21 protein-coding genes are annotated in these 21,387 nt (G+C 57.3%); 6 read left to right on the top strand and 15 right to left on the bottom strand.

Annotation, left to right across the window (positions count from 1 at the left end):
• Nucleotides 1-20 precede the first annotated feature (20 nt).
• Nucleotides 21-521, bottom strand: coding sequence for a protein-export chaperone SecB (gene secB, locus ACR3EH_RS10760; protein WP_171184696.1), 501 nt, complete (start codon nucleotides 519-521; stop codon nucleotides 21-23).
• Nucleotides 522-575: 54 nt separating this feature from the next.
• Nucleotides 576-1,076, bottom strand: a complete 501-nt coding sequence (locus ACR3EH_RS10755) for an FxsA family protein (RefSeq protein ID WP_171184697.1) — start codon at nucleotides 1,074-1,076, stop codon at nucleotides 576-578.
• Nucleotides 1,077-1,184: 108 nt separating this feature from the next.
• On the opposite strand from ACR3EH_RS10755, the gene ACR3EH_RS10750 reads away from it, so the two are divergent.
• The 3 genes from ACR3EH_RS10750 to ACR3EH_RS10740 are packed head-to-tail and all read left to right on the top strand — an operon-like array spanning nucleotide 1,185 to nucleotide 3,465.
• On the top strand, nucleotides 1,185-1,844 hold the full coding sequence (locus ACR3EH_RS10750) for a Tim44/TimA family putative adaptor protein (protein ID WP_171092775.1): 660 nt from the start codon (nucleotides 1,185-1,187) through the stop codon (nucleotides 1,842-1,844).
• Complete coding sequence (mltA, locus tag ACR3EH_RS10745) at nucleotides 1,841-2,878, top strand: murein transglycosylase A (protein ID WP_171648164.1); 1,038 nt, start codon at nucleotides 1,841-1,843, stop codon at nucleotides 2,876-2,878. Before ACR3EH_RS10750 ends, mltA begins: the two co-directional genes overlap by 4 nt.
• Nucleotides 2,878-3,465, top strand: coding sequence for a Smr/MutS family protein (locus ACR3EH_RS10740; protein ID WP_171092771.1), 588 nt, complete (start codon nucleotides 2,878-2,880; stop codon nucleotides 3,463-3,465). Before mltA ends, ACR3EH_RS10740 begins: the two co-directional genes overlap by 1 nt.
• Here the strand turns inward: ACR3EH_RS10740 and ACR3EH_RS10735 are convergent.
• The 3 genes from ACR3EH_RS10735 to hslU form a co-directional block, all read right to left on the bottom strand.
• Nucleotides 3,462-4,682, bottom strand: a complete 1,221-nt coding sequence (locus ACR3EH_RS10735) for an MFS transporter (RefSeq protein ID WP_171184701.1) — start codon at nucleotides 4,680-4,682, stop codon at nucleotides 3,462-3,464. The genes ACR3EH_RS10740 and ACR3EH_RS10735 overlap by 4 nt on opposite strands.
• Entirely contained in the window at nucleotides 4,679-5,779 is a 1,101-nt protein-coding gene (locus tag ACR3EH_RS10730; protein ID WP_171184703.1) for an alpha/beta hydrolase, read from the bottom strand. The genes ACR3EH_RS10735 and ACR3EH_RS10730 overlap by 4 nt, the downstream gene beginning before the upstream one ends.
• Nucleotides 5,780-5,877: 98 nt before the next feature.
• Nucleotides 5,878-7,185 carry an ATP-dependent protease ATPase subunit HslU gene (gene hslU, locus ACR3EH_RS10725; protein WP_171184706.1) on the bottom strand — a complete coding sequence of 436 codons (1,308 nt, stop codon included), beginning with the start codon at nucleotides 7,183-7,185 and terminating at the stop codon, nucleotides 5,878-5,880.
• 198 nt (nucleotides 7,186-7,383) lie between these two features.
• Between hslU and ACR3EH_RS10720 the strand changes: the two genes are divergently transcribed.
• Nucleotides 7,384-7,785, top strand: coding sequence for a DM13 domain-containing protein (locus tag ACR3EH_RS10720; protein WP_171092762.1), 402 nt, complete (start codon nucleotides 7,384-7,386; stop codon nucleotides 7,783-7,785).
• Between the two features lie 209 nt (nucleotides 7,786-7,994).
• Nucleotides 7,995-9,236, top strand: a complete 1,242-nt coding sequence (locus tag ACR3EH_RS10715; protein WP_171184707.1) for an MFS transporter — start codon at nucleotides 7,995-7,997, stop codon at nucleotides 9,234-9,236.
• Here ACR3EH_RS10715 and hslV read toward each other — a convergent pair.
• Nucleotides 9,228-9,785, bottom strand: coding sequence for an ATP-dependent protease subunit HslV (gene hslV / locus ACR3EH_RS10710; RefSeq protein WP_171184709.1), 558 nt, complete (start codon nucleotides 9,783-9,785; stop codon nucleotides 9,228-9,230). The two genes, ACR3EH_RS10715 and hslV, sit on opposite strands and share 9 nt — an antisense overlap.
• 197 nt (nucleotides 9,786-9,982) lie before the next feature.
• On the opposite strand from hslV, the gene ACR3EH_RS10705 reads away from it, so the two are divergent.
• On the top strand, nucleotides 9,983-10,177 hold the full coding sequence (locus ACR3EH_RS10705; RefSeq protein WP_171092756.1) for a DUF1127 domain-containing protein: 195 nt from the start codon (nucleotides 9,983-9,985) through the stop codon (nucleotides 10,175-10,177).
• A 61-nt stretch (nucleotides 10,178-10,238) separates the two neighbouring features.
• Here ACR3EH_RS10705 and ACR3EH_RS10700 read toward each other — a convergent pair whose 3' ends face one another.
• The 9 genes from ACR3EH_RS10700 to ACR3EH_RS10660 form a co-directional block, all read right to left on the bottom strand.
• The gene (locus ACR3EH_RS10700) at nucleotides 10,239-10,601 is read right to left on the bottom strand and encodes a Lin0512 family protein (RefSeq protein ID WP_171184710.1); all 363 of its coding nucleotides are present in this window, start codon (nucleotides 10,599-10,601) and stop codon (nucleotides 10,239-10,241) included.
• Nucleotides 10,598-10,948 (bottom strand): Lin0512 family protein, encoded by a 351-nt coding sequence (locus ACR3EH_RS10695; protein WP_171675784.1) that lies wholly within the window; start codon nucleotides 10,946-10,948, stop codon nucleotides 10,598-10,600. The genes ACR3EH_RS10700 and ACR3EH_RS10695 overlap by 4 nt, the downstream gene beginning before the upstream one ends.
• A gap of 74 nt (nucleotides 10,949-11,022) precedes the next feature.
• Entirely contained in the window at nucleotides 11,023-11,343 is a 321-nt protein-coding gene (trxA, locus tag ACR3EH_RS10690; protein ID WP_152459632.1) for a thioredoxin, read from the bottom strand.
• A gap of 59 nt (nucleotides 11,344-11,402) precedes the next feature.
• Nucleotides 11,403-14,759, bottom strand: a complete 3,357-nt coding sequence (gene addA, locus ACR3EH_RS10685; RefSeq protein ID WP_171675782.1) for a double-strand break repair helicase AddA — start codon at nucleotides 14,757-14,759, stop codon at nucleotides 11,403-11,405.
• Nucleotides 14,756-17,680, bottom strand: a complete 2,925-nt coding sequence (gene addB / locus ACR3EH_RS10680; RefSeq protein WP_171184716.1) for a double-strand break repair protein AddB — start codon at nucleotides 17,678-17,680, stop codon at nucleotides 14,756-14,758. Before addB ends, addA begins: the two co-directional genes overlap by 4 nt.
• A complete protein-coding gene (locus ACR3EH_RS10675; RefSeq protein WP_171184718.1) occupies nucleotides 17,673-18,359 on the bottom strand; it encodes a nucleotidyltransferase family protein in 687 nt (228 codons plus the stop codon). The genes addB and ACR3EH_RS10675 overlap by 8 nt, the downstream gene beginning before the upstream one ends.
• Nucleotides 18,356-19,360, bottom strand: coding sequence for an aminoglycoside phosphotransferase family protein (locus ACR3EH_RS10670; protein ID WP_171184720.1), 1,005 nt, complete (start codon nucleotides 19,358-19,360; stop codon nucleotides 18,356-18,358). Before ACR3EH_RS10670 ends, ACR3EH_RS10675 begins: the two co-directional genes overlap by 4 nt.
• A complete protein-coding gene (gene tsaE / locus ACR3EH_RS10665; RefSeq protein WP_171648158.1) occupies nucleotides 19,357-19,830 on the bottom strand; it encodes a tRNA (adenosine(37)-N6)-threonylcarbamoyltransferase complex ATPase subunit type 1 TsaE in 474 nt (157 codons plus the stop codon). The genes ACR3EH_RS10670 and tsaE overlap by 4 nt, the downstream gene beginning before the upstream one ends.
• 41 nt (nucleotides 19,831-19,871) lie before the next feature.
• Nucleotides 19,872-21,377, bottom strand: coding sequence for a PAS-domain containing protein (locus ACR3EH_RS10660; protein WP_171675780.1), 1,506 nt, complete (start codon nucleotides 21,375-21,377; stop codon nucleotides 19,872-19,874).
• Nucleotides 21,378-21,387: the final 10 nt, after the last annotated feature.

Here is a 21,387-nt window from a genome sequence, read left to right as displayed (position 1 = left end):
GTCAGGCGCGGGTCAAAGCCTTAGGCGTCGGTCTTTTCGGTCTGAGCGGCCTGACGACGCATCAATTCGTTGCGATACAGCGCCACGAAATCGATATTGTCCAGGTTCACCGGTGGGAAGCCGCCATCACGGGTGATGTCGCTGACAATGCGGCGCAGGAACGGGAACAGCATCCGCGGGCATTCGATCATCAGGAACGGGTGCATCTGATCTTCTGGCACGCCTTCCACGTGGAACAGCCCGCAATAGTCCAGTTCGCACAGGAACAGCACATCATCCATGCCTTTGGCTTTGGATGTCAGGTTCAGCTTAATGGACACTTCAAACTGATGTTCAGCGCTGCGCTTTTTCGCGTCCAGGTTCACCTGAACCGCGATTTCCGGCTGCACGTCGCCTGACACACCCTTTTGCGCCATCACGTTTTCAAAGGACATATCGCGGATGAACTGCCCCAGAACCCGCATTTGAACCTGCGGGGCGGCTTGGGCCGCAGTGTTTTCTGCAGCGTTTTCTTCGGCCATGGATCTACTCCAAAATTAAACTTCGCCACTGCTTAGCAAGTTGGGCGCGGCACCTCAATGCTGGTGGGGCCCTTCCACCCATTTCGACGGCTTTGAAGGGTCTTTTTTCGGGCGAACTTCGCTGAATTCACCGTCAATGATGTCCCCCTGCTCGAAAGGGTTTTGTCTCGGTTGAAACCCTGTGCCCGGTCCCATCTGAAACTGTGCCACGGTGACTTTCGACTTCAGGTAGCGGAAAACAGCGACACGAACGCCCGGTACCAGCAAGGCAAATCCTATGGCATCGGTGAAAAATCCCGGTGTCAGCAGCAATGCGCCGGACAAAAGGATCATAGCACCGTGGGCCAAAGGTTCGGTTGGGTCATCCAGTTCAGCGAACGATCGCTGCAAATTTATCAATGCCATGCGACCTTGTGTCCGCACCAGAACCGTGCCCAGAACGGCGGTCAGCACAACGATGGCAAGAGTTGGCCAAAGTCCAATCAGACCACCTACCTGAATAAACAGAGCGATCTCAATGATGGGCACCAATAAAAATGCCAAGAACAGATACATTTGCGCTATCCTTTCCCTTAGGCCGGGCTGTGGACTTGCCACCCACGCTCACCTACATAGTGGCATGAGGCCGCGTATACAAAGTCGCGGTTCTGAAAAGAGGATGAAATGAACGAACCCATGATCCAGCTACTGGTCCTGGCCGGAATTGCCGTTTTCCTGATCCTGCGCCTCAAAAGCGTATTGGGTACGCGTGAAGGTTTTGAGAAACCACCTTTGCAGCAACAGCCTGAAGCGCATAAATCGCGTCGCGATTTCGAGGTGATCGAAGGCGGCCCGGATCATGACATCACTGACCATGTCGCCGAAGACAGCGAACAGGCGCAAACCCTGGCCGCGATGAAACGGGTTGAGCCCGCCTTTTCTGTCAATGAATTTGTTCAGGGTGCACGCGGTGCCTATGAGATGATTGTGATGGGGTTCGAAAAAGGCAACCTGGACGAAATCCAGCCGTTCCTATCGGAAGAGGTATTTGAAACATTCGTCTCGGTCGTCGCTGCCCGCGAAGATCAGGGCCTGACCATCGAAGCTGAATTTATCGGTGTACGGGAAACTACCCTGTCGGATGTTAAGTTCGACAAAGACACCAATGAGGCCGAGATCACCATGAAATTCGTGGGTGAACTGACCTCGGTCGTGCGGGATCGCGGCGGTGATATTGTCGAGGGCAACCCCAACACAGTGAAACGCCAAAAGGACAGCTGGACCTTTGCCCGTGTGATGGGCAAGGACGATCCGAACTGGCTGCTTGTTGCCACGGACGCATGATTGCCACGCTCCGGTCGCTTTTTCTGGTGGGTGCAATGACCGCCGCCAGCGCTGCCGGAGCCGAGGCAACGCGATCCATTCTGTCGTTTGACGATCTTCAGGGCTGGGCCGAAGATGACCACGGCGCGGCCCTTTCCGTTTTTCTGAATACTTGTGGCGATCTGAAGGACCCGGACTGGCGTGCATTATGCGGAGTTGCCGGGACATATGAAGCGGATGCTGCGCGAGCGTTTTTTGAACTCTTTTTTCGCCCCGTGTTGGTCGAGGATGGCAAAGACGCCTTGTTCACGGGGTATTTTGAACCCGAACTTGATGGTGCGCGCAGCCGGACTGATCGTTTCAAGTACCCCATTTACAAGATGCCCCCCGAAGCGCGAGATGGGCCATGGCTCAGCCGTCGGGAAATCCTGACTGGTGATGTGATGCAGGGTCGCGGGCTTGAAATTGCTTGGGTCGATGACCCGGTCGAGCTGTTTTTCCTGCAAATTCAGGGTTCGGGACGTGTGCGGCTGCCCGATGGTGGTGCCTTGCGTGTGGGATACGGGGGCGCAAACGGTCATCCGTACAGATCCATCGGTGTCGAACTGGTTCGGCGCGGGATTTTAGGCGCGCATGAGGTCAGTGCTCAGATGATCCGGGCGTGGGTGCGCAAGAACCCTGAGGCCGGTGCCGAGCTGCTGTTCCACAATCCTTCCTATGTTTTCTTTCGTGAAGTCTCGCGCGTTGCGCCCGAACTTGGGCCATTGGGGGCCATGAACCGATCGATTACAACGATGCGCAGCATTGCGGCGGATCCGGCCTATACGCCATTGGGGGCGCCGGTCTGGGTTGAGAAGGACGGCAAAAACCCGATGCGTCGCCTGATGATCGCGCAGGACACTGGGGCCGCCATCAAGGGTGCCCAGCGGGCAGACATCTTTTTCGGAACGGGTGACGAAGCCGGGCAAGCTGCGGGCAGGTTAAAAGATCCGGGTCGGATGGTCGTTTTGTTGCCGATTCAGCGGGCCTATGCCCTGCTGCCGGACGAATTCTGATGACCCGGCGCAAACTGACGACTGAAGAGATCGAGCTTTGGCGCAAGGTCGCCAAACAAGCCGAACGGATGCATCCGGAAATTCCACAGACGGTGCATCCGACCTCATTGCCGAAACCCAAGCCGAAAAAAACGCCGAGACCTCGGTTCGAAGCGTTTGAAATTGGTGAGACTCATCAGACAAAACCTAAGCCAAATGATTTGAAGCCATCGGTCACAGATGCGCTGCGCAGAACGCCGGTTCAGATGGACAACAAAGCTTTTGGCCGAATGAAGCGCGGTAAGCTCAAACCGGAAAGCAAACTGGACTTGCACGGCATGCGGGTCGACACGGCGCATCCCGCGCTGATCCGTTTTGTCCTGACAGCGCAGGCACAAGGCAAACGGTTGGTTTTGGTTGTGACCGGCAAAGGAAAGGATCGGGACGAACCGGGCCCGATTCCGACCCCACGCGGAGTACTCCGAAATCAGGTGCCGCATTGGCTGACCATTCCGCCACTGGCGCAGGCGGTGATGCAGGTTACGCCCGCCCACATAAGCCATGGTGGGGATGGAGCTTATTACGTTTACTTGCGGCGTCTTCGCTAAAGGGATCGTGCCGCACGGGTTACACCAACACGGACCAGCGTGCAGACCAGAACAAAAAATCCTCCGGTCCACAGGAACTGAGTATCCAACGAAACGCCCCAATCGATCAGCACTCCGGTCAGACCCGGACCGATCGCCGAACCCAGAACCATGACCGCTGTTGCCATCGCTTTGATCGCACCGATGTGTCGGGTGCCGTAGAACTCGGCCCAGAAGGCGCTGGGCAACGTGCTGTTTGCCCCGGCGGTGAGCGCCAGAAGAACCAGCCCAAGCGTCGCCCCGGCAATCGAGGTCGTCAGGGCAAGAGTCACAAAACCCAGCGCAATCGGCAGCTGGTAATAGGGTATCATCCGTGCTGTGCCCCATTTGTCCAACGCCCAGCCGGCCGCAAACATCGAAAGCAGCGATACCCCGGTATAAACGGGAAACAAGGCGACCAATTGGATATGAGCCCATCCTTTCACTTCAGCCAAATGGACCTGATGAAAAAAGAAGGCCGTGACAAAAGCCGACGGCCCAAGGACGGCGGGCGCCATAAACCAGAACAACGGGTGTTTCAGCGCATCACGTCGTGTCCAGTGACGGCCTTGCATACCGGTGGCTGAATATTCGCTGGCAAGGCTTTGCGGGGTGCGTTCTTCCCTGAGAAGGCGCATCAGAATTGGAATACCCAGCAAAACGATAATGGCTGCAAGCCCCCACAGCCACCGCCAGTCCAGAAACACCATGGCGGTGACAAATGCCAGCGGCAGCAGCGCCTCTCCGATCGCGTACCCGACCGAAGCAATGGACAAGGCCTTGCCCCGTGTTGCGGTGAACCAACGGGCCATTGCAACCATCGCAAGATGGGTGCTCATGCCTTGCCCAAACAGGCGCAAAAGAAAGATCACCGCGGGCAGCAGCAATACCCAGCTGTTCAGCGACATGGCCAGTGCCGCCAACGCCAACCCGGCCAGAACCACAGGTCCCAACATTCGGACGCGGAAAACATCTGTCAGCCCGCCCGCCCAGATCATCACCAGTGCTGCTACGAGCGTGCCCAGAGAATACAACCCACCCCAGGCCCCGTGGCTGAGGCCGTAAGCAGTGCGAATTTCACCGGCAAAGACCGAGATAAAGAAGGTCTGCCCAAAACTGGACAGGAAGGTCAGCAGGACTCCGGCTCCCAACCACGCCGCATTGTCAGTTAGAAACCGACGCAGATTAAACTGCGTCACGGTGTGGTCACCTCGGCCTGTCCGGTTTCGGTCAATACAATTTCAGTGGCGCCATCGGGATTGCGTTCGCTGGGCGGCACGAGAATATCGATGGCCTGCCGATCTTCGCGCCCGAACGTGCTGTTGATGCGCCGCAACGAGCTGAGGATCGACAGCAGCGCCGGAGAGGTTGCGGCGACGAAATGCGAGGACGCAGCATCGCTGTTGAAAGCGGTGGTATCGATCACGCTGATCGGGAATTCTTCAAGCGAGGTGATCGAGCTGATGTTTCCAAGCCTTTCACCCTCATCAGTGCCGCGCAGACGAGCCGAGATATTCAGGATTTTGTCCTTTTGGGATACCATAACAAGAAACGGGTCGGGTGGATTGTCGATGCGTTTCATTTGCGAGCGAAACAGATCCAGATCCAGATCCGGTGAGATCAGCACGACACCTTCGAGGTTTCTTTTCGCCCACCCGGGTTCCTGCAGCTCAGCTTGTCGCATCATTTCCATCGACAAGGCGCCGCCCATGGAATGTGCAACCAGAATAACGCGCTTTACGCCCATGGCCTTGAGTTCGCGGATGGTCTGCTCCAGCCCGTCGCGGGCGAACAGCATGCTGTCCAGGTCATAGGCATACCCATAGCCGGTTGCTCGGCTAGGCCATGAATACACCAGCGTCGATCCCGGAAGACCGATGTCATGGGTCAGTTGAGCGGCGCGGAAGATCGTTTCGGTCTGAGTCGAGTTATAGCCGTGTACAAAAATCGTAACGTCGTCCTGACCGCGCAGGTGTTCGCGCAGACCTTGCGGGCCGTTCAACTCTGTCACGCCTGTCAGAACAAATTCTTTCTGCGGGTTGGGGTTTGCATATGAGAATTTAAGCGTACCCGGAGTATGTGTCGGCGGAATGGAAACAGTCGTTTCCAGAAACTGGAGCGACTCGCCACGCCGGAATCCATAAGATCCATCGACTTCGCGCGCTCGGGTCGTACTGGCAAAAATCGTTTCAGGTGTACCAACAGCCACAGCCGATGGAACAATTTCGGACACAGTCCGATCAACACAGGCGCTCAGCGAAAGGGACAAGAGTAAGACGATGAAATAGCGCAGCACGTGCCAGCCCTCGGGTTGAATCGTGCTTACGCTATCTTATTCTCGCTCAGCGTCCAGCGTCGAACGTCTGAAAGAGCGGCAAAAAACGGCTGGCCCTGTTACAAAACGTAGCGGCTCAGGTCTGCGGACTTGGTCAATTCACCAAGATTGTCACTGACGAATTGCGCATCGACAGTGATCTCTGTTCCGGCCTTGTCCGGTGCAGCAAATGAGAGGTCTTCGAACACGCGCTCCATCACCGTGTAAAGCCGCCGCGCGCCGATATTTTCAACGCTCTGGTTCACGTCTGCAGCAATCCTAGCCAGTGCGGCAATGCCGTCTTCAGTAAAGCTGACCGTGACCTCTTCGGTCCCCATCAGGGCGGTGTACTGTCTGGTCAGGGCGTTGTCGGTTTCGGTTAGAATGCGCACGAAGTCCTCTTCGGTGAGCGCACGCAGTTCAACGCGGATGGGCAGACGGCCCTGCAGTTCTGGCAGAAGGTCCGAAGGTTTGGCGATGTGGAACGCGCCTGAGGCGATGAACAGGATATGGTCGGTTTTTACCGGGCCGTGTTTGGTGCTGACGGTGGTGCCTTCGATCAGAGGTAGCAGGTCGCGCTGCACCCCTTCGCGGCTGACATCGCCACCGCGCGCGTCCGAACGGGCGCAGACCTTGTCGATCTCATCAAGGAAAACGATCCCGTTTTGCTCGACCGCCTCGAGGGCAACCCGATTGACGGTTTCGTCATCCAGCAGCTTGTCGGCCTCTTCTCCGATCAGCGCGTCATAGCTTTCAGCGACCGTCATGCGTTTCTTAACGGTTCGTCCGCCAAACGCTTTACCGAAAATGTCACCCAGATTCATCATGCCCATCTGACTGCCCGGCTGACCGGGAATGTCGAACATCGGCATCGGGTTTGAAGTGTCGGAGAGCTCCAGCTCGATCACCGTGTCATCCAGTTCTCCGGCTTTCAGTTTCTTGCGAAACATCTCGCGCGTGCCTTCGCGGGCGTCTTCGCCTGCTATTGCGGCAATCACGCGATCTTCGGCGGCCTGATGCGCGCGCGCCTTAACATCCTCTCGCATGTATTCGCGGGTTTGGACAATGGCTGCATCCGCCAGATCACGAACGATTTGCTCGACATCTCGACCGACATAACCAACCTCGGTGAACTTTGTGGCCTCGACCTTGATAAAGGGCGCACGGGCCAGTTTGGCCAGACGTCGGCTGATCTCGGTCTTGCCGACACCGGTCGGGCCGATCATGAGAATGTTCTTGGGGTAGACTTCGTCCCGAATGTCGTCCGCCAGCTGTTTGCGCCGCCAACGATTACGCAAGGCAACGGCCACCGCTCGTTTGGCATCCTTCTGGCCAATAATAAAGCGGTCCAGTTCCGAGACAATCTCGCGCGGGGTCAGGTCGGTCATGTGTATTCAATCCGGTTGTTTCGAAACGGAACCTAATCATAAGACGGGAAAACACAAGCTGATCACGGAAAACTCACGCCAACTCACGGGGTGCACACGGAAATTCGTGCCGATGTGAATCGCCATGGGTGCAGCACGTACGGCATAGTTTTTGCGACGGGCAAACCTGCCTGCATCTATCAATGGAGATATCAAATCATGATGACTCGTCGATCGCTTTTTGTGAAAGCTGCTGCCACGGGCGCAGCGCTCACCCTGGCCGGTACCACCACTGCCCTGGCCGGCGGCGCCAAAAAGAAAGGCTCGTTCGAGGGTCGCTCGAACCACATCACCACCGGTTCGGTGAAACTGGTCAAGGATGGCGACCGTTATATCGTTGAACTGGGCGAGGATTTCTCGCTGGACAACGGCCCCGACCCGCGTGTCGCATTTGGTAAGGATGGCAAATATGCCCCCGACAGCAAACTGGGCGCACTGCTGCACCTAACCGGCAAGCAATCTTATGCCGTGCCGCCGACCATGGATGTGTCGGGTTACAACGAAGTGTACATCTGGTGCGAAGTCGCCGGTGTGCCGCTGGGCGTTGCATCACTGAAGTAACCACTCAGGTCAGAGGCCGACCCCCCCGGCCTCTGACACGGCTTAACAGCGTTTCGGCTTTAACTTGCGACGTGAATACCCTGCCATTCTTCAAGCGTTCTCAGGACATTCGCGCCGCAGGATTATTCAGACAAAACCCGAAACGCTTTAGGTAACAGAGCAACTGTCTGTTACACTTGCCCCAAGGTATTGGAACCGGGGGCGTTTTTATGACCAAGATTGCCAAGATCACCTTATTGTTCGTGGTATTTGTCGACCTGATCGGGCAAGGTCTGGTCTTTCCAATCATCAACTCGCTCATCATGGAGACCAAGTCCGGGTTCCTGCCGGACAGCACACCAGTGGGGCGACGCCACTTTTATTATGGCCTCGTGATTGGATGTTTCTTCCTGTCCTGGTTTCTTGGGGTCGTTTACGTCTCGAAGGTCTCGGATTCTATCGGGCGCAAGAACGCGCTGTTGGTCTGTCTGGGTGGAGCACTGATCGGTTATGCGCTGACCATCGCGGCGCTTTACATGAATAGCCTGTTGCTGCTGATCGTCGGGCGCTCGATCACCGGGTTCACGGCTGGCAATCAGCCCATCGCGCAGGCGGCGATGATTGATGGCAGCACCGATGCGGCCGACCGCGACCGCAACATGGGCTATATCGTGACTGGCGTCAGCTTTGGTCTGGTGGGCGGCCCGATTATCGGAGCGGTCCTGTCCGACGCGGCCTTGTTGGGCAGTTACGCAACCCTGAAAACCCCGTTCTACGGCGCATTTGTTCTGGTTCTGATTGCCATCTTCCTGGTCACAACCTTCTTCAAGGACACCCGGACCGAGCGCGAACCCTTTGTATTCCGCCCACGTGATATCACCGACAGCCTGATCGCCGTGCGTGGGCATCCGATGGTTCTGAAAATCCTGCCGGTTTACGCATTCTTCATGATCGCCAACGTCACTTTCTATGTTTTCGTCGACAACTTTCTGACGAGCGCATTTGGATACGGTGTGATCGGTGGCAGCATGGCCATGGTGGTGATCGGCTTTGCGCTGGCGTTCTCGAGCACTTTCCTCGTCAAGCCCGCGCAAGAACGTTTCAGCAAACACCAGATCATCTATACGTCTCTCATCGTGATGGTGATTTGCGGCCTGGCCTTTGCCTTCAGCCCCAGCGGTGTGCTCAGCTATGTGCCGGTCTTCTTCTTTTACTTCCTGTTCGGTGTCGCATATCCAACCATGCTGGGCCTGTTCTCGTCCAGCGTCAGTGAGACGGACCAAGGCTGGGTCATGGGCGTGACCACGGCGGTCTTCTGTCTGGCGGGTGGGATTATGTCCCTGATCGGCGGCGGGTTGATGAGCATCGACATCCGCGTGCCTTACTACATCGTGGTCATCGCTGCGATCTTCGGCCTGATCGGAATGCACCGTCGCTGGAAAGGGAAAGAGATCAAGGCATTGTTAGCCTGAAATGGTTTCAACCGTCAGATTGCCGTTTGTATAAACGCAAATATCGGCGGCAATCGCCATGGCTTTGCGCGCTACCTGCTCGGCTTCTTTGTCGCTGTCCATCATCGCGCGGGCCGCGGCTAGTGCAAAGTTCCCGCCCGATCCGATGGCCGCCACGTTGTGCTCAGGCTCCAGCACGTCCCCTGCCCCAGTGATGACCAGCAGATCCTTGCCGTCGGTGACGATCAGCATCGCCTCAAGCTTTTGTAGGTATTTGTCGGTGCGCCAGTCCTTGGCCAGTTCGACCGAAGCGCGGGCCAGTTGGCCGGGTGTGGCCTCAAGCTTGGCTTCCAAACGTTCCAGCAGTGTGAAAGCATCTGCGGTCGATCCGGCAAAACCTGCCACAACCTCGAATCCGCCGGGCGACAAACGGCGTACTTTGCGGGCCGTTCCCTTGATCACGGTCTGACCAAGGCTGACCTGACCATCACCGGCTATGACAACCTGACCGTTCTTTTTGACGCCAATGATCGTCGTGCCGTGCCAACCGGGAAAGTCGTTATCTGCCATGATCGTCTCCGTTTTCGCTGGCGGTATATATGGGCCGGGTAAGGTGTTGGCGCAACCCGTTCTTAAAGTGCCCAAAAGATATGCAGAAAATGCAATCCGGGGTTACCAGACCAGCAATTGTGAGTCCAAGCGCGCGGGACTACATGAGGCTTACAACCGACAACGGGTCGGCTGTTTCACATCTAAGGACTGCGCACATGGCAACCACAGCTAACATTCATGCGCCGCTCGGAGCAGCTACCATCCTGCACGTGGCGGACGCGTTCTCAAACGTCGTCAAATCTGTTGCGAAATGGAACGACGCACGTAAAACACGGAACCTTCTGTCGGAGCTCAGCGACGCACAGCTGGAAGACATCGGTCTGACCCGCGAAAGCATCGCAAATATCTGATCCTTCGTCTGGATTACCGAATTGGAACAGCCGCCCGGAACCCCGAGCGGCTTTTTCTTTGTCAGCTTTGTACGTATTTCCCCGACAAGTCGGGTAGAAATGCTTCGACCGCTGCGGTTGCAACCACGTGTTTAGTGCCGGCCTCGTTATCCATCACGTCCAGCCCGCCTTTGACCGCGCGTACTTCGGCACGGCCCCGCGGCAGATCGGCAGCAACCAGATCACAATCCACCTGATCAGGCTTTTGGACACCAATGGTCACGCTGACACGCATTTGGGAATGATCAATACCCAGTTTGGAAAACAGTGTGATTGATGAATGATGCAACGCATCCTGCACCGCGCGCCGCGCCGCTTTGGTATAATCCTGACCGTATAGGTCGTTGCCCGTTCCCATCTCCAGAATGATGCGTTTTTCACTCATTGCGCGGGCTCCATGTCAAAGGAAATGATCAGGGCGGCGTTTGCGATGACCGTGCACCCGTCCCCATGTGGCTTTTCGATATCCAGCCCACCTTTGGTGACGGTGATATTCGGCTGACCATAAGGAAAGATTGCCTTCAGCGCGTCAGTGTCCACCTGATCTGGTTTCTGCACCCCGATTTCGGCATCGATGATCATTGCCTCTTTAGGAAACCCGAACAGTTCGGCCATGTTGACCGAGTTGTGCCACAGCGCATCCTTGATCGCCCGTAACGACGCCTCGGTATAGTCCATTCGGCGCAGGGATGTACCCATGCCGAATTCTACAAGAACACGCGTTTTTGCCATTGGTTTCTCCGACATATAAAACAAAAAAGGCGCCCCGATCTGAGGCGCCTTTGAAACGTTCTGCTAGGACCAGATCAGATGGATTCGTCGATCCAGCTTTGCAGTGCGGCCTTGGGTGCTGCACCTGCGCGGTTGGAAACAACCTGACCGTCCTTGAAGATGAACAGCGCGGGGATACCGCGTACGCCCATCGCAGCGGCAGAGTTCGGGTTGCTGTCCACATCCACCTTGGCGATTTTCACCTTGTCGCCATATTCGGCGGCCAGCTCTTCCAGTGCGGGGCCGATTTGCTTGCAGGGGCCGCACCATTCTGCCCAGAAGTCCACGACCACGGGAACGGTCGAGTTCTTGACTTCGGCGTCAAAGGTGTCGTCGGTAACGGCTACGGTCGACATATTCTGTCTCCTGAATGGGGTAACTCGGGAACAGAACGTAGGTGCCGCGTGGGGTAAGGTCAAGGTATCCGAGCGCGGGTCAGGGCATCCGTCACAAGATCGTGTGGCAACCACATGAGGTTCGCGGTTCGGGTCCAAAGAATGGCGGTTCGAATGCTGCGGTCAGGATAGATCTGAGCAAGCGCCTGCGCATAGGCCCCCATTTGGCGTAACAGGCCCTCTGGGCAGTCATCAACGCGATTTGGAACAGTTGCATTTGTTTTAAAATCAATCACTTGCACGTCCGTATCCGAAACGATGAGCCGGTCGATGACCCCATGCATGCGCTGCCCATTCAAATCTGCAGTTACTGGAACTTCGGCCAGAGTTTCAGGAGCAAAAATATCCCTCACCGGTTCAGCCGTCAGAACCCGGGTGGCTTCGGTCAAAAGCTCTTGCCGGTCTGTGTCCTGCATATCGGGTAGCAGCCGCGCGCAAAGTTCGGGCCAAATCTCCGGTTCAGCTATCGGCAAGTGTTCCAGCAGCAGATGCAGACGTGTTCCACGCAGTTTCGCAGCGTCTTCATCCAAACCGGCATCACCGGGTAACGCTTTGGCCCCCCCCAGATCCGAAGGGCTGAGCGTGCTTGTGGGTTCAGCGGGTTCGGGTGCCGGATGTCGAAACATGTCTGGTAACTCGGATCGTTCAGTCGCCATTTGCGGCTGATCGACCAAAGGCAGCGCACCCCAATCCCCCTGAGACAGGCGGCGAATGTCGGAACCCGGCAGCTGCGCGGCTCCGGCCCTCTCCATCGCTGCCTCGACCATTTGATACCAGCTGTTGCCGTCTTTCCCCAATTCGCCGGCTGCGGCCACGATTAACCACTTTTCGGCCCGTGTTAGAGCCACATATAGAAGCCGGAGCCGTTCATTCTCCTCACGCGTGCGCGCCTCTTCCCGCGCCTGAGCGATCAGTTTGGGCGAGACATCTGCCGACACTTTCCACAGCGGAATGCCTTCGGTCACCATGATCTCGGCATCGCGCGGTGCTTGGCGTTTGCCGGTATCCGGCAGGATCACGACCGGGGCCTCAAGACCCTTTGATCCATGCACGGTCATCACGCGGACCATATTGCCCAAACCGCTCATCTGCCGTTTGATTTCCAGATCGTCGGTCTGCATCCAGACCAAAAACCCAGTCAGGCTGGGGATATCCGTTCGTTCATAGGCCAGCGCCTGAGACAGCAACGCGTTGATGCCGTCTTCCGCTTCGGCCCCCAGGCGGCCTAACAGCTTTCGCCGCCCGTCATGGCGGGTCAGAATGCGTTCGATCAGGTCATAGGGGCGCAAAAAATCGATCTGGCTGCGCAAATCGTTCAAAATGGCGAGCGTTTCGGGAAATTCCTCAGCCCGCTTGCGCAGCGCGGCCCAGAGGAATTGCTCCTGCCGCCGGTGCGCCAGATCGAAAAGCTGCTGTTCAGACCATCCGAACAAAGGGGATTTCAGAACCGTTGCCAGCGACAGGCTGTCTTCGGGCGTGGCCAGAAAGCTCAGCAGCGCAGCGAGGTCTTTGACCGCCAGTTCAGCGCCCACCTTAAGCCGGTCGGCCCCGGCGATGGGCAGCCCGGCAGATTTGCAGGCGCGGATGATTTCGGCAAACAGGTCTGACCGCCGCTGCACAAGGATCAGGAAATCTCCCGGTTTCACCTTTCGTCTTACAAACGTGCCGTTCTTGTCATCCTCAGGGATCGTTTCGCCCCGTTCGATCATGGCCTTGATCGACTGTGCAACCTGTTCGGCCAGAATGACGGTATGGTGCCGCGCACCGGGGCGATCCACCGGATCGGTCCAGTCGCCCTCCTCGGCCTCTTCGACCTTTTCCACGACAGGCCAAAGATCAACCCGGCCTGGCAGGTCAGCTTTGAAAGCACGGTGCTGGCTGTCCTTGTGAAACCCTGCCTCGATCCGGTTTTCAAAAAGAATATCGACCAAAGACAGGATGGCGCTGGAGGAGCGGAACGAATATTCCAGCGTCATATCCCACAATTTAGAGTCTGATTCAGCCAGTTTCCGGCCAAACTCTTCCTGCATTCTGTCAAACGCCTGCGGGTCGGCGCCCTGAAAGGAATAGATCGACTGTTTCTTGTCGCCGACCACAAAAATAGTGCGCTCAACCCCGGATCGGGCCCCTTCCCCGCTGGTGAATTCCTGCGCCAGCTTCTCGACCACGTCCCATTGGTCCGGACTGGTGTCCTGTGCTTCGTCCACCAGAATATGGTCGATGCCGCCGTCTAACCGATACAGCACCCATTCGGCCACCGCCGGGTCATTCAGCACTTGCCGCGCGCGCAGGATCAGGTCGTCGAAGTCCAGCCAGCCCCGCAATTGCTTGCGTCGCTCGTACTCTGGCAGGAAGGCTGCGGCAAAGCGGTGCAGGACGGCGGTTTTCTGTGCCGCGACCAAGGCAAGGCGCTGTTCGCGCGCGGACTCGACCCGCAGCATGAAGGATTTCAATTGCGGCATCCGGTCGGCCAGCTCGCCCTCACGCAGGGGTTTGGTTGGAAACCCGTTGATCTTGGCGGTGAAAGGTTCCTTAGCTTTAGCTCCGGTTAGGAATACGCTCTCCAGCATCGGCAGATGCATCAATCGCGCTTCGGTGAAACTGGCCAGCTTGGCCGCTGCCTTGGCATCGTTGACGCCGCTTTCTGTCAAAGCGGGCAGCATGGACTGGATCAATTCGACTTCGCCGCCCAGAAACACCCGCTCGGCCAGGGCCGTTTCGTCAAAGCCATCCGGAAGATCGAACCGTTTCAATAGGTCGGACCAGCCCAATGGCAGTGCAAACAGGTTGCGCCTGTGCGTGATCGCGGCGGTCAATTTGTCAAAGCCCGTATCGGTCACGAACCGGGCTACATCTTCAATCAACCCGGCCTGCGGACCTTCGGCGAAGTCCTCGACGATTTCTTCCCGCAAAAGCGCTGCTGCGCGGTCTTCCATTTCGGAGAACTGAGGGCTGACCCCAGCCTCCAGCGGGAACCGCCGCAGCAACGAGGCGCAGAACGAGTGAATGGTCTGGATTTTCAGACCACCCGGCGTTTCGATGGCGCGGGCAAACAAAGTGCGGGCTTGCGCCAATCTGTCCGAGTCGATGTCGCCGGGCACGCCCAGATCGGTCAATTGCTCCAAAAGAGCAGCATTTTCCAGCATTGCCCACTCACCAAGGCGCTTGAACAATCTGTTCTGCATCTCGCTGGCGGCCGCCTTGGTATAGGTCAGGCACAGAATGTGCCGCGGTTGGACCCCGCCCAGCAACAGGCGCGCCACGCGGTCGGTCAGAACCCGCGTTTTACCCGACCCCGCGTTAGCCGCCAGCCAGGTTGAGGCATCCGGTCGCGCCGCCTGCACTTGCCGTTCGGTTGCATCGTTTCGCGGGCTCATTTCAGGTCCTCAGGGCAAGTTTCAGCGGTTCGGTCCCATTCGCCGAACCGTGCCAGATGATCATAGTCGCCGATATCTGTGTCTTTGTGCAGCATCCGACGGGATGAAAACCCCTGATCAGGCTCTAAATAAGCTGAAATCAGCTCTTTTAATTCAGCAATAACTTTATCGGTTGGCTCTGTGATCAAGGGTGCGGCAACCTCTTTGTAACTGCCGCCCATGCCGATGAAGATGGCTTCGGCTACGTCTATCGGGTCAATGCCTTCGATACCGCCCTGCTCGGCCATGGCCGCCTCGATCAGCAGCTGTTTGTCGAACTTGGATTGCTGACTTTCTGTGGGCGGCGCGCCGGTTTTGTAATCGATGATCCGCAGCGCGCCCCAGCTGTTGCGATCAATCCGGTCCGCACGTCCGACGATGGTAAAATCCAGAGGGTTCAGCACCAGTTTCATAGCTGCTTCAAACGCAATTGGCCCGCCGTCACCCCGGCGCGAGAGTTCAGCGCTCAGGAATTCGTCTGCGATCCGTTCCAACCGGGCCAACCAGAGTTTGCGGGCGGTGGGCCAGGCCACATGCTGTTCCAGAAGGCTGTGCGCCCGCTTGAGGAAATTCTCACGTGTCAGCAAAGCGCTGTCGAGAACGCTGTCTTTAACGAAATGTTCAAGGATTTCATGGATCACGATGCCCCGCAGCAAGGCATCGGGGGCCTGCACCAAGGGGTCAAGCGGTTTCAGGCGCAACACGTGTTTGGCATAGATCGCATAAGGATCGCGGATCAGCCGCTTGATTTCGGTCACTGACAAGCGACGTGGGCGTGCAGCGACCGGCGGGCGAGGCGACGGGCGAGGCGCGGGTTCAATGCGTGGCGCTTCTTCCAAAGCTTCTGACCAGTCCAGCCAGCGCTGACCACGCGCACCCATTTCTTCCAGAGCGTTGCGACCGCCCTGCTCCGGCAACCCTTGCAACAGGTTTGTCAGCCGGTTGAGCCAGCGCGACGGCACCGTTTCCGCGTCATCCGAGCGGGTCGCGCGGGTCAGCCAAACCTCGGGCGCGCCGACGGCTTGCTGGAAATCATGTGCCGACAAACCGATCCGACGTTCAGGCAGCAGCAACCCGGCCTTGTCGCGCATCTGGCGGTTCAGCCACGGATCTGGCGACGGGGCCTCGGGCCAGCTTCCTTCATTCAAACCGCCCAGAATCAGCAGGTCGGCACCTTGCACTCGCGCCTCAAGGGTACCCCAGATCATGATATGTGGATGCGGGGCATCGCGATCACGAACCTCTTCGCTGGCCAAAAGCGCGCCCAGAAAATCGGCGAAATCATGTGCCGTCATCGGGCCACCATGCTGCGCTTCATCTCTGAGAGAGTTCACGACCGCCAGCGCCTTTTGACCTGCGTTTTTGTCCCAAAGCGTGCCGGTTTCACCTGTGCTGCCAGCCGAGATCGCTTCGGCCAGTGTAGTCAGCCGGTCTACCCAGTCGGAAAGATGCAGCTCGCCGCTGATTTGCTGGTCGCAAAGGTGATGTACGACCCATTTGACCCAGCTTTCAGGTGCTTCTTTGCGGATCGCAAATGCCGTCAGGCTGATACTGTCGGGGAATGGCGGGCCATGGCGGCGAAGGTCCAGCTCCAGATCACGCGTATGCAACAGATGAGTGCCACGCTCACCGCCGTCATGGCACAGCGGGTGTTTCAGCAGCGTCAGCAACGCCTCGCCTTCAAGGCGGCGCGTGAACAAGTTGGCCACATGGCGCAGAAAACGACCGGGCGGTGAGAGTTGCAGAGGCAAGCCCGCACTGTCATCCGGTAGGATATTCCACCGATCGAGTGCGGCGCTGACCTGACGGGTCAACATGCGATCCGGTGTGATCAGGGCAGCGGTTTGACCGTCTTCAGCGGCTTGTCGCAGGCGCAAGGCGATGGTCAAAGCTTCGGCGCGGGGCGATTGCGCCTCGACCAGAGTCAGGGCTTTGGTTGCACCCTCCAGGTCGGTAAGTTCAGGCCCTTCGGTCATCCAGGCGTCAGTTACCGGTGCCGGGCGTAAAGCGAGCGAAACCAAACGGTTGCGCGCGCGTGAAGGCGAGGACAAGTCAGTCCATGCAGCAACCTGATCAGGCGCAAGATCCAGCGCACGCATGAGTTTGCGGAACCGGTATTGTGGGTGGTCTTCCGATGTCAGTGCATCGTCCAACCCTTGCCATACATGATCGGGCTGGTCGAAGTCATAGCCCGGCAGAACCAGTGCCCCTTGTGACAGTCGCGCTATGGCCTCCATCAGCATCAAGGTTGTTCCGCGCGACCCGGTGGAGCCTGCCAGAATGACTGGGTGCTGCGGAGGATTCTCCTGCCAGCGCGCGATCAGGTTTTCGACAACGCGGCGTTGGCGGGCTTGTGCATCCATCGTTTGTGCGCCGGTATCGATGAAGTGGTCTGCAATGCCAATGAAAGCCTGCGCTCGTGCCCAATGCCCCGACATGTCGCTGACATCCAACTGCCGAATGGCCTCGGGCGACACACTTTCGCCCTGCATTTCATCAATGAGGGCCGCCAAGCTGTCCGAGAGGTCGAAGACCGAAGAGCGCGCCGCCAGATCCGGCTGTTGCTCCAGCAGTTTGGCCACCAGCTGCGTGAGTTCCAGACGTCGTCGAAGCGGTGGAATGGCAGGGGGAATCTTTGCCAAATCAACGCTTTCCCCCAAATCCGTGACCAGCGACAGGCGTGGCAGCAGGCAGGGCGACCCTTGATTGAACAGCTCGCGAACGCGCCGTTCCATACGCCTTGTATTCAGAACCAATTCCACCCGCGCCAAGGCTTCTGGCGGGCCAGAGCAGCGCTGCCGCAGGCCATCCACCAGTGCTTTCGGGAAATCTGTGCCGGGCGGCACAGCAAAGACACGGGGCAGGGTGCTGGGTTCAAACATCTGTCAGCAGACCTTCGGCCAGGGCGATCCCTTCAGGGCGACCGACGTCACACCATCGCCCCGGATACTCTATAGCAAACAGGCGATTTTGATCGTGCATCTGGTTCCAAAGCAGATTCAACGAGAACGCGGATTGCGGGAATGCCTGCAGTCCATCCGTTTTGATAATCTGCGCCCCCCCATAGACCAAACCCGGCCCGCGCGTGATACGCCCGTCCGCGTCGGCCGAGAAATCTCCGTCCCCCGTGTGACCAGTGGCTTGGGCAATAGGAACACACATCAAAAGCGCATCCATACGGGTCGGATCCCACGCTTTCTGCAACAGGGTCAGAGGGTTTGGCCCCGACCAGATGGCGTCGGTGTTCAGTGTGAAAACGGGGTCGGTGCCCAACAAGGGCAGGGCGGCTCTTAATCCGCCGCCGGTTTCCAGAATCTCTGGCTCTTCGCGTGAGATTAATACCCCTTTGGGGTTGAGATGCGCATACAGTTGATCGGCGTGGTAATGCACGTTCGCCACGATGCGCACAGGGTCAAGTTCGTAAACAAGATCCAGCGCGTGATCAATCAGAGGACGCCCGGACACGTTGATCAACGGCTTGGGACGGTCCTTGGTCAAAGCGCCCATACGTGTGCCAAACCCTGCTGCAAACAGCATCACGCCAAAGGGTGAACCGGTCATTGCACCCTCAGCTTGTTCAAGTTTTCGGGGGTTGGGCTGGGCAAAGCCTCGTGCAGCAACGGTGCGATCGACACCAGGGCCGGATGATCCAGATCGCGCATCAGATGGTCCCAGACCGCTGGTATCATGTCCACGTAGTGCGGTTTGCCAAAGTCCGTGGCAAGGCGTGCGAACACACCTAAAATGCGCAGGTTCCGTTGTGCGCCCAGCACGCTGTAAGCGGTGCGAAAATCGTGATCGTCCATGCCAGAGGCCGCAATATACCGATTGATCATCTGCATTTCGACCCCGGGAGAGACCTTGCGGCGAATGTCCTGCAGCAAGGAGACCAGATCATAGGCGGGATGCGCCAGAACGGCTGATTGGAAGTCCAGCAGGCCAACGCGTTTTAGCCCGTCGCGATCCGGGAGCCAAATCAGATTTTCCGCGTGATAGTCCCTGAGCGCGACCACTTTCGCACCTGATGTTTCGCGGTGCAGAACATCCGCGAAACGGTGTTCAAACCGGCTTAGTGCACGTGCGTCGTAAGACCCCACAATTCCGGCCGCGTAACTTGTAAAGGCCAGCGTGCACAGTTCGGTCATCAGCGGCGGGTCAAAGGATGTCAAAGACAAAGACGGCGCTTGATGCAGGTGCAGCAAAACGTCTGTTGCCGCTTCATACAAAACACGTTCCTTCGAAGGATCCTTTGCCAGCACCCGGCTAAAAAGATCGTCACCCAAATCTTCCAGCAACAGAAAACCGTATTGCGCATCTTCTGCGTAGATCTCAGGCGCGCTCAGGCCAACCGAACGCAGGTAATTCCCGATGCGCACAAAGTCCTCGACATCCTCGCATTTTTCAGGTGGTGCATCCATCAAAACGGCCGTTTGTCCGCTGGCCTGGTCGGTCAGCCGTTCGTAGCGGCGGTCCGAAGCGTCGCCCGCTAGCGGTGCACGGGTGGCCTCAGCCCATTGGGTTTGAGCAATCAGGGCCTCGGCAAGGACCGTCCTGTTTGTCATCCGAAGGTCTCCAGTTTCTTTGTCCATTTCGGATCAAGCCATGATAGGGTCAGATGGCGCAAATCTTCTGTGTTAGGGTCTGTTTCAAAGGTCAATCTCAAAGCGGCACCTGGTGTAAGTGGACCAAGTTTGTCAGGCCATTCGACAAGGCAGATAGCGGTTTCGAAAGCGTCAATCAGGCCCAGTTCCTCAACCTCGTCTACCGCACTCAGACGATAGAGATCGCTGTGCCAGATTTCACCAATTGGCGTATCGTAGACCTGCACCAAGGTAAACGTAGGCGAAGGGACATCTTCGGGCTCAGACATGAGCGACTGAATAAGCGCGCGCGCAAAATGTGTCTTGCCGCTGCCGATCTCACCTTCCAACAACACAACATCGCCCGATTGCAGGTTTGCACCAATACGCTCGGCGAAATTGGCGGTTTCTTCGGGGGACTGAAACGTCAGGGATCGCGGCTTTGTCGTCATGGCGCCACAATGGCCTTGCGTCTGACGGGCTGCAACCCGGTTCAGGCGCTGATCTGTTCTATCTGCTGGATTTTCGACGGGATTCTAGAAATGGAAAAACGAACTATGGTCGCGCCGTTCTGGAGCGGAGTGACCGTGCATTGAATAGGGGTACCGGTTCTCAAATGAATTTCAGCCGTCCATTCAGCCCGATCATCACGCATTTCCAAGAAATCCCTGATCTCGCCCAGTATCGGGGTTGCAAGACAGAGATCCTGCCAGCGTCGTGTGACATCTGTGGCCGTGTCAGTTTGAAAACCGGCATCTTCTGCGTCACCCCAAAGTTTTTGATACGCGTAGTTGGTCAATGCCAGGGTGCCGTCATCTGCAAACACGGCTATTCCATCTGCAAGCTTGTCCAGTATGGACTGCATAAGGTCCATTTCAGACCGAAAGCGGCGCGTCAGGGTGATCTCGGCTGTGATGTCCTCAAACAAGAACGCCACGGCCCCGTCGGGATGTGGTCGACCACTGACCGAATAGACTGAACCGGATGGGAGCGACCATGTCTCGTGATAGTTTCCATCTTCTGCAGCCTCGAGAAGGTCATTCATCTGGCGCCGCCAACTGCGATAGTTCTTGGGCTCGGGCATCATGTGCTGATCCCGAAGGCGGTCGAAAAAGCTGCTTAGACTCGGACGACAGCTTAGAAAATCTGGCGGTAGGGTGGTCAGGTCGATCAAAGCTGGATTGAACAGTGCAAGTTGCCTGTTGCGATCGAAAATGGCCAAGCCGATTGATAGCTGCGCAAAGGTCTTGGTCATCGTCTGGACAAATTTGCGCTGGGCGGTTTCTGCTTGGACGATGGCGTTGATGTCGACGGCATAACACAGGTGGCCGGACGCGTGTTCTACCTGAGTCAGATCGAACCAAAGCTTGTTACAGCTGCCTGAAACTTCAACAGACACTCTGGTCTTTCCAACGGATCGTTCCTCGGGCGTTGAAGGGAATAAGGGGTCGGTCAGGTCTGTGTCCTGATCGCGTGCTTTGCGCACGAGTGTGACATAGGCGGCGTTGCACCATTGCACCCGGTTGTTCTGACCCAGCAGCCACACTGGGTATGGGGCCTGATCCATGGCCAGCCGGGTTGGATCGTTCTGCGCTTCTGACCCTGCGGGCCTGGCCTTGGCAGCTTCACGCAGGCGGACACGGACAATTCCGTCAATCCACTCGCAAAGAACATCGCGCTCGACAGTGCAGTCGATAGGAGACACCACAACATATCCCTTATCGCGCACAGCGCCCGGAGATTCCGGAAAGGTCGGGAAATCCCTTTGTAGCAATCGGCGCAAGTCGGCCCAGTTTCTCACATGTTCGAAACCCGCCAGGGCGATGTCGGAATGGCTGATCAGCCTTTCTTCGTCGAACAGAAACACTGCGTCAAACAATGAGGTGTTTGAAAATAGCCCAAACGCAAAGTCCCTTTGCGCACGACGCGGTAAGAGCCACTGAACGGCAAAACAGCCCGAGACAATGCTGATCGCGGCCAGAATGATCCAATCGGCCATTGTGTTCCCC

It is taken from the genome of Ruegeria sp. BG7, from assembly GCF_056535685.1.
The sequence above is the reverse complement of the archived record's forward strand: the minus strand, read 5'-3'. Positions and strand labels throughout refer to the sequence as shown.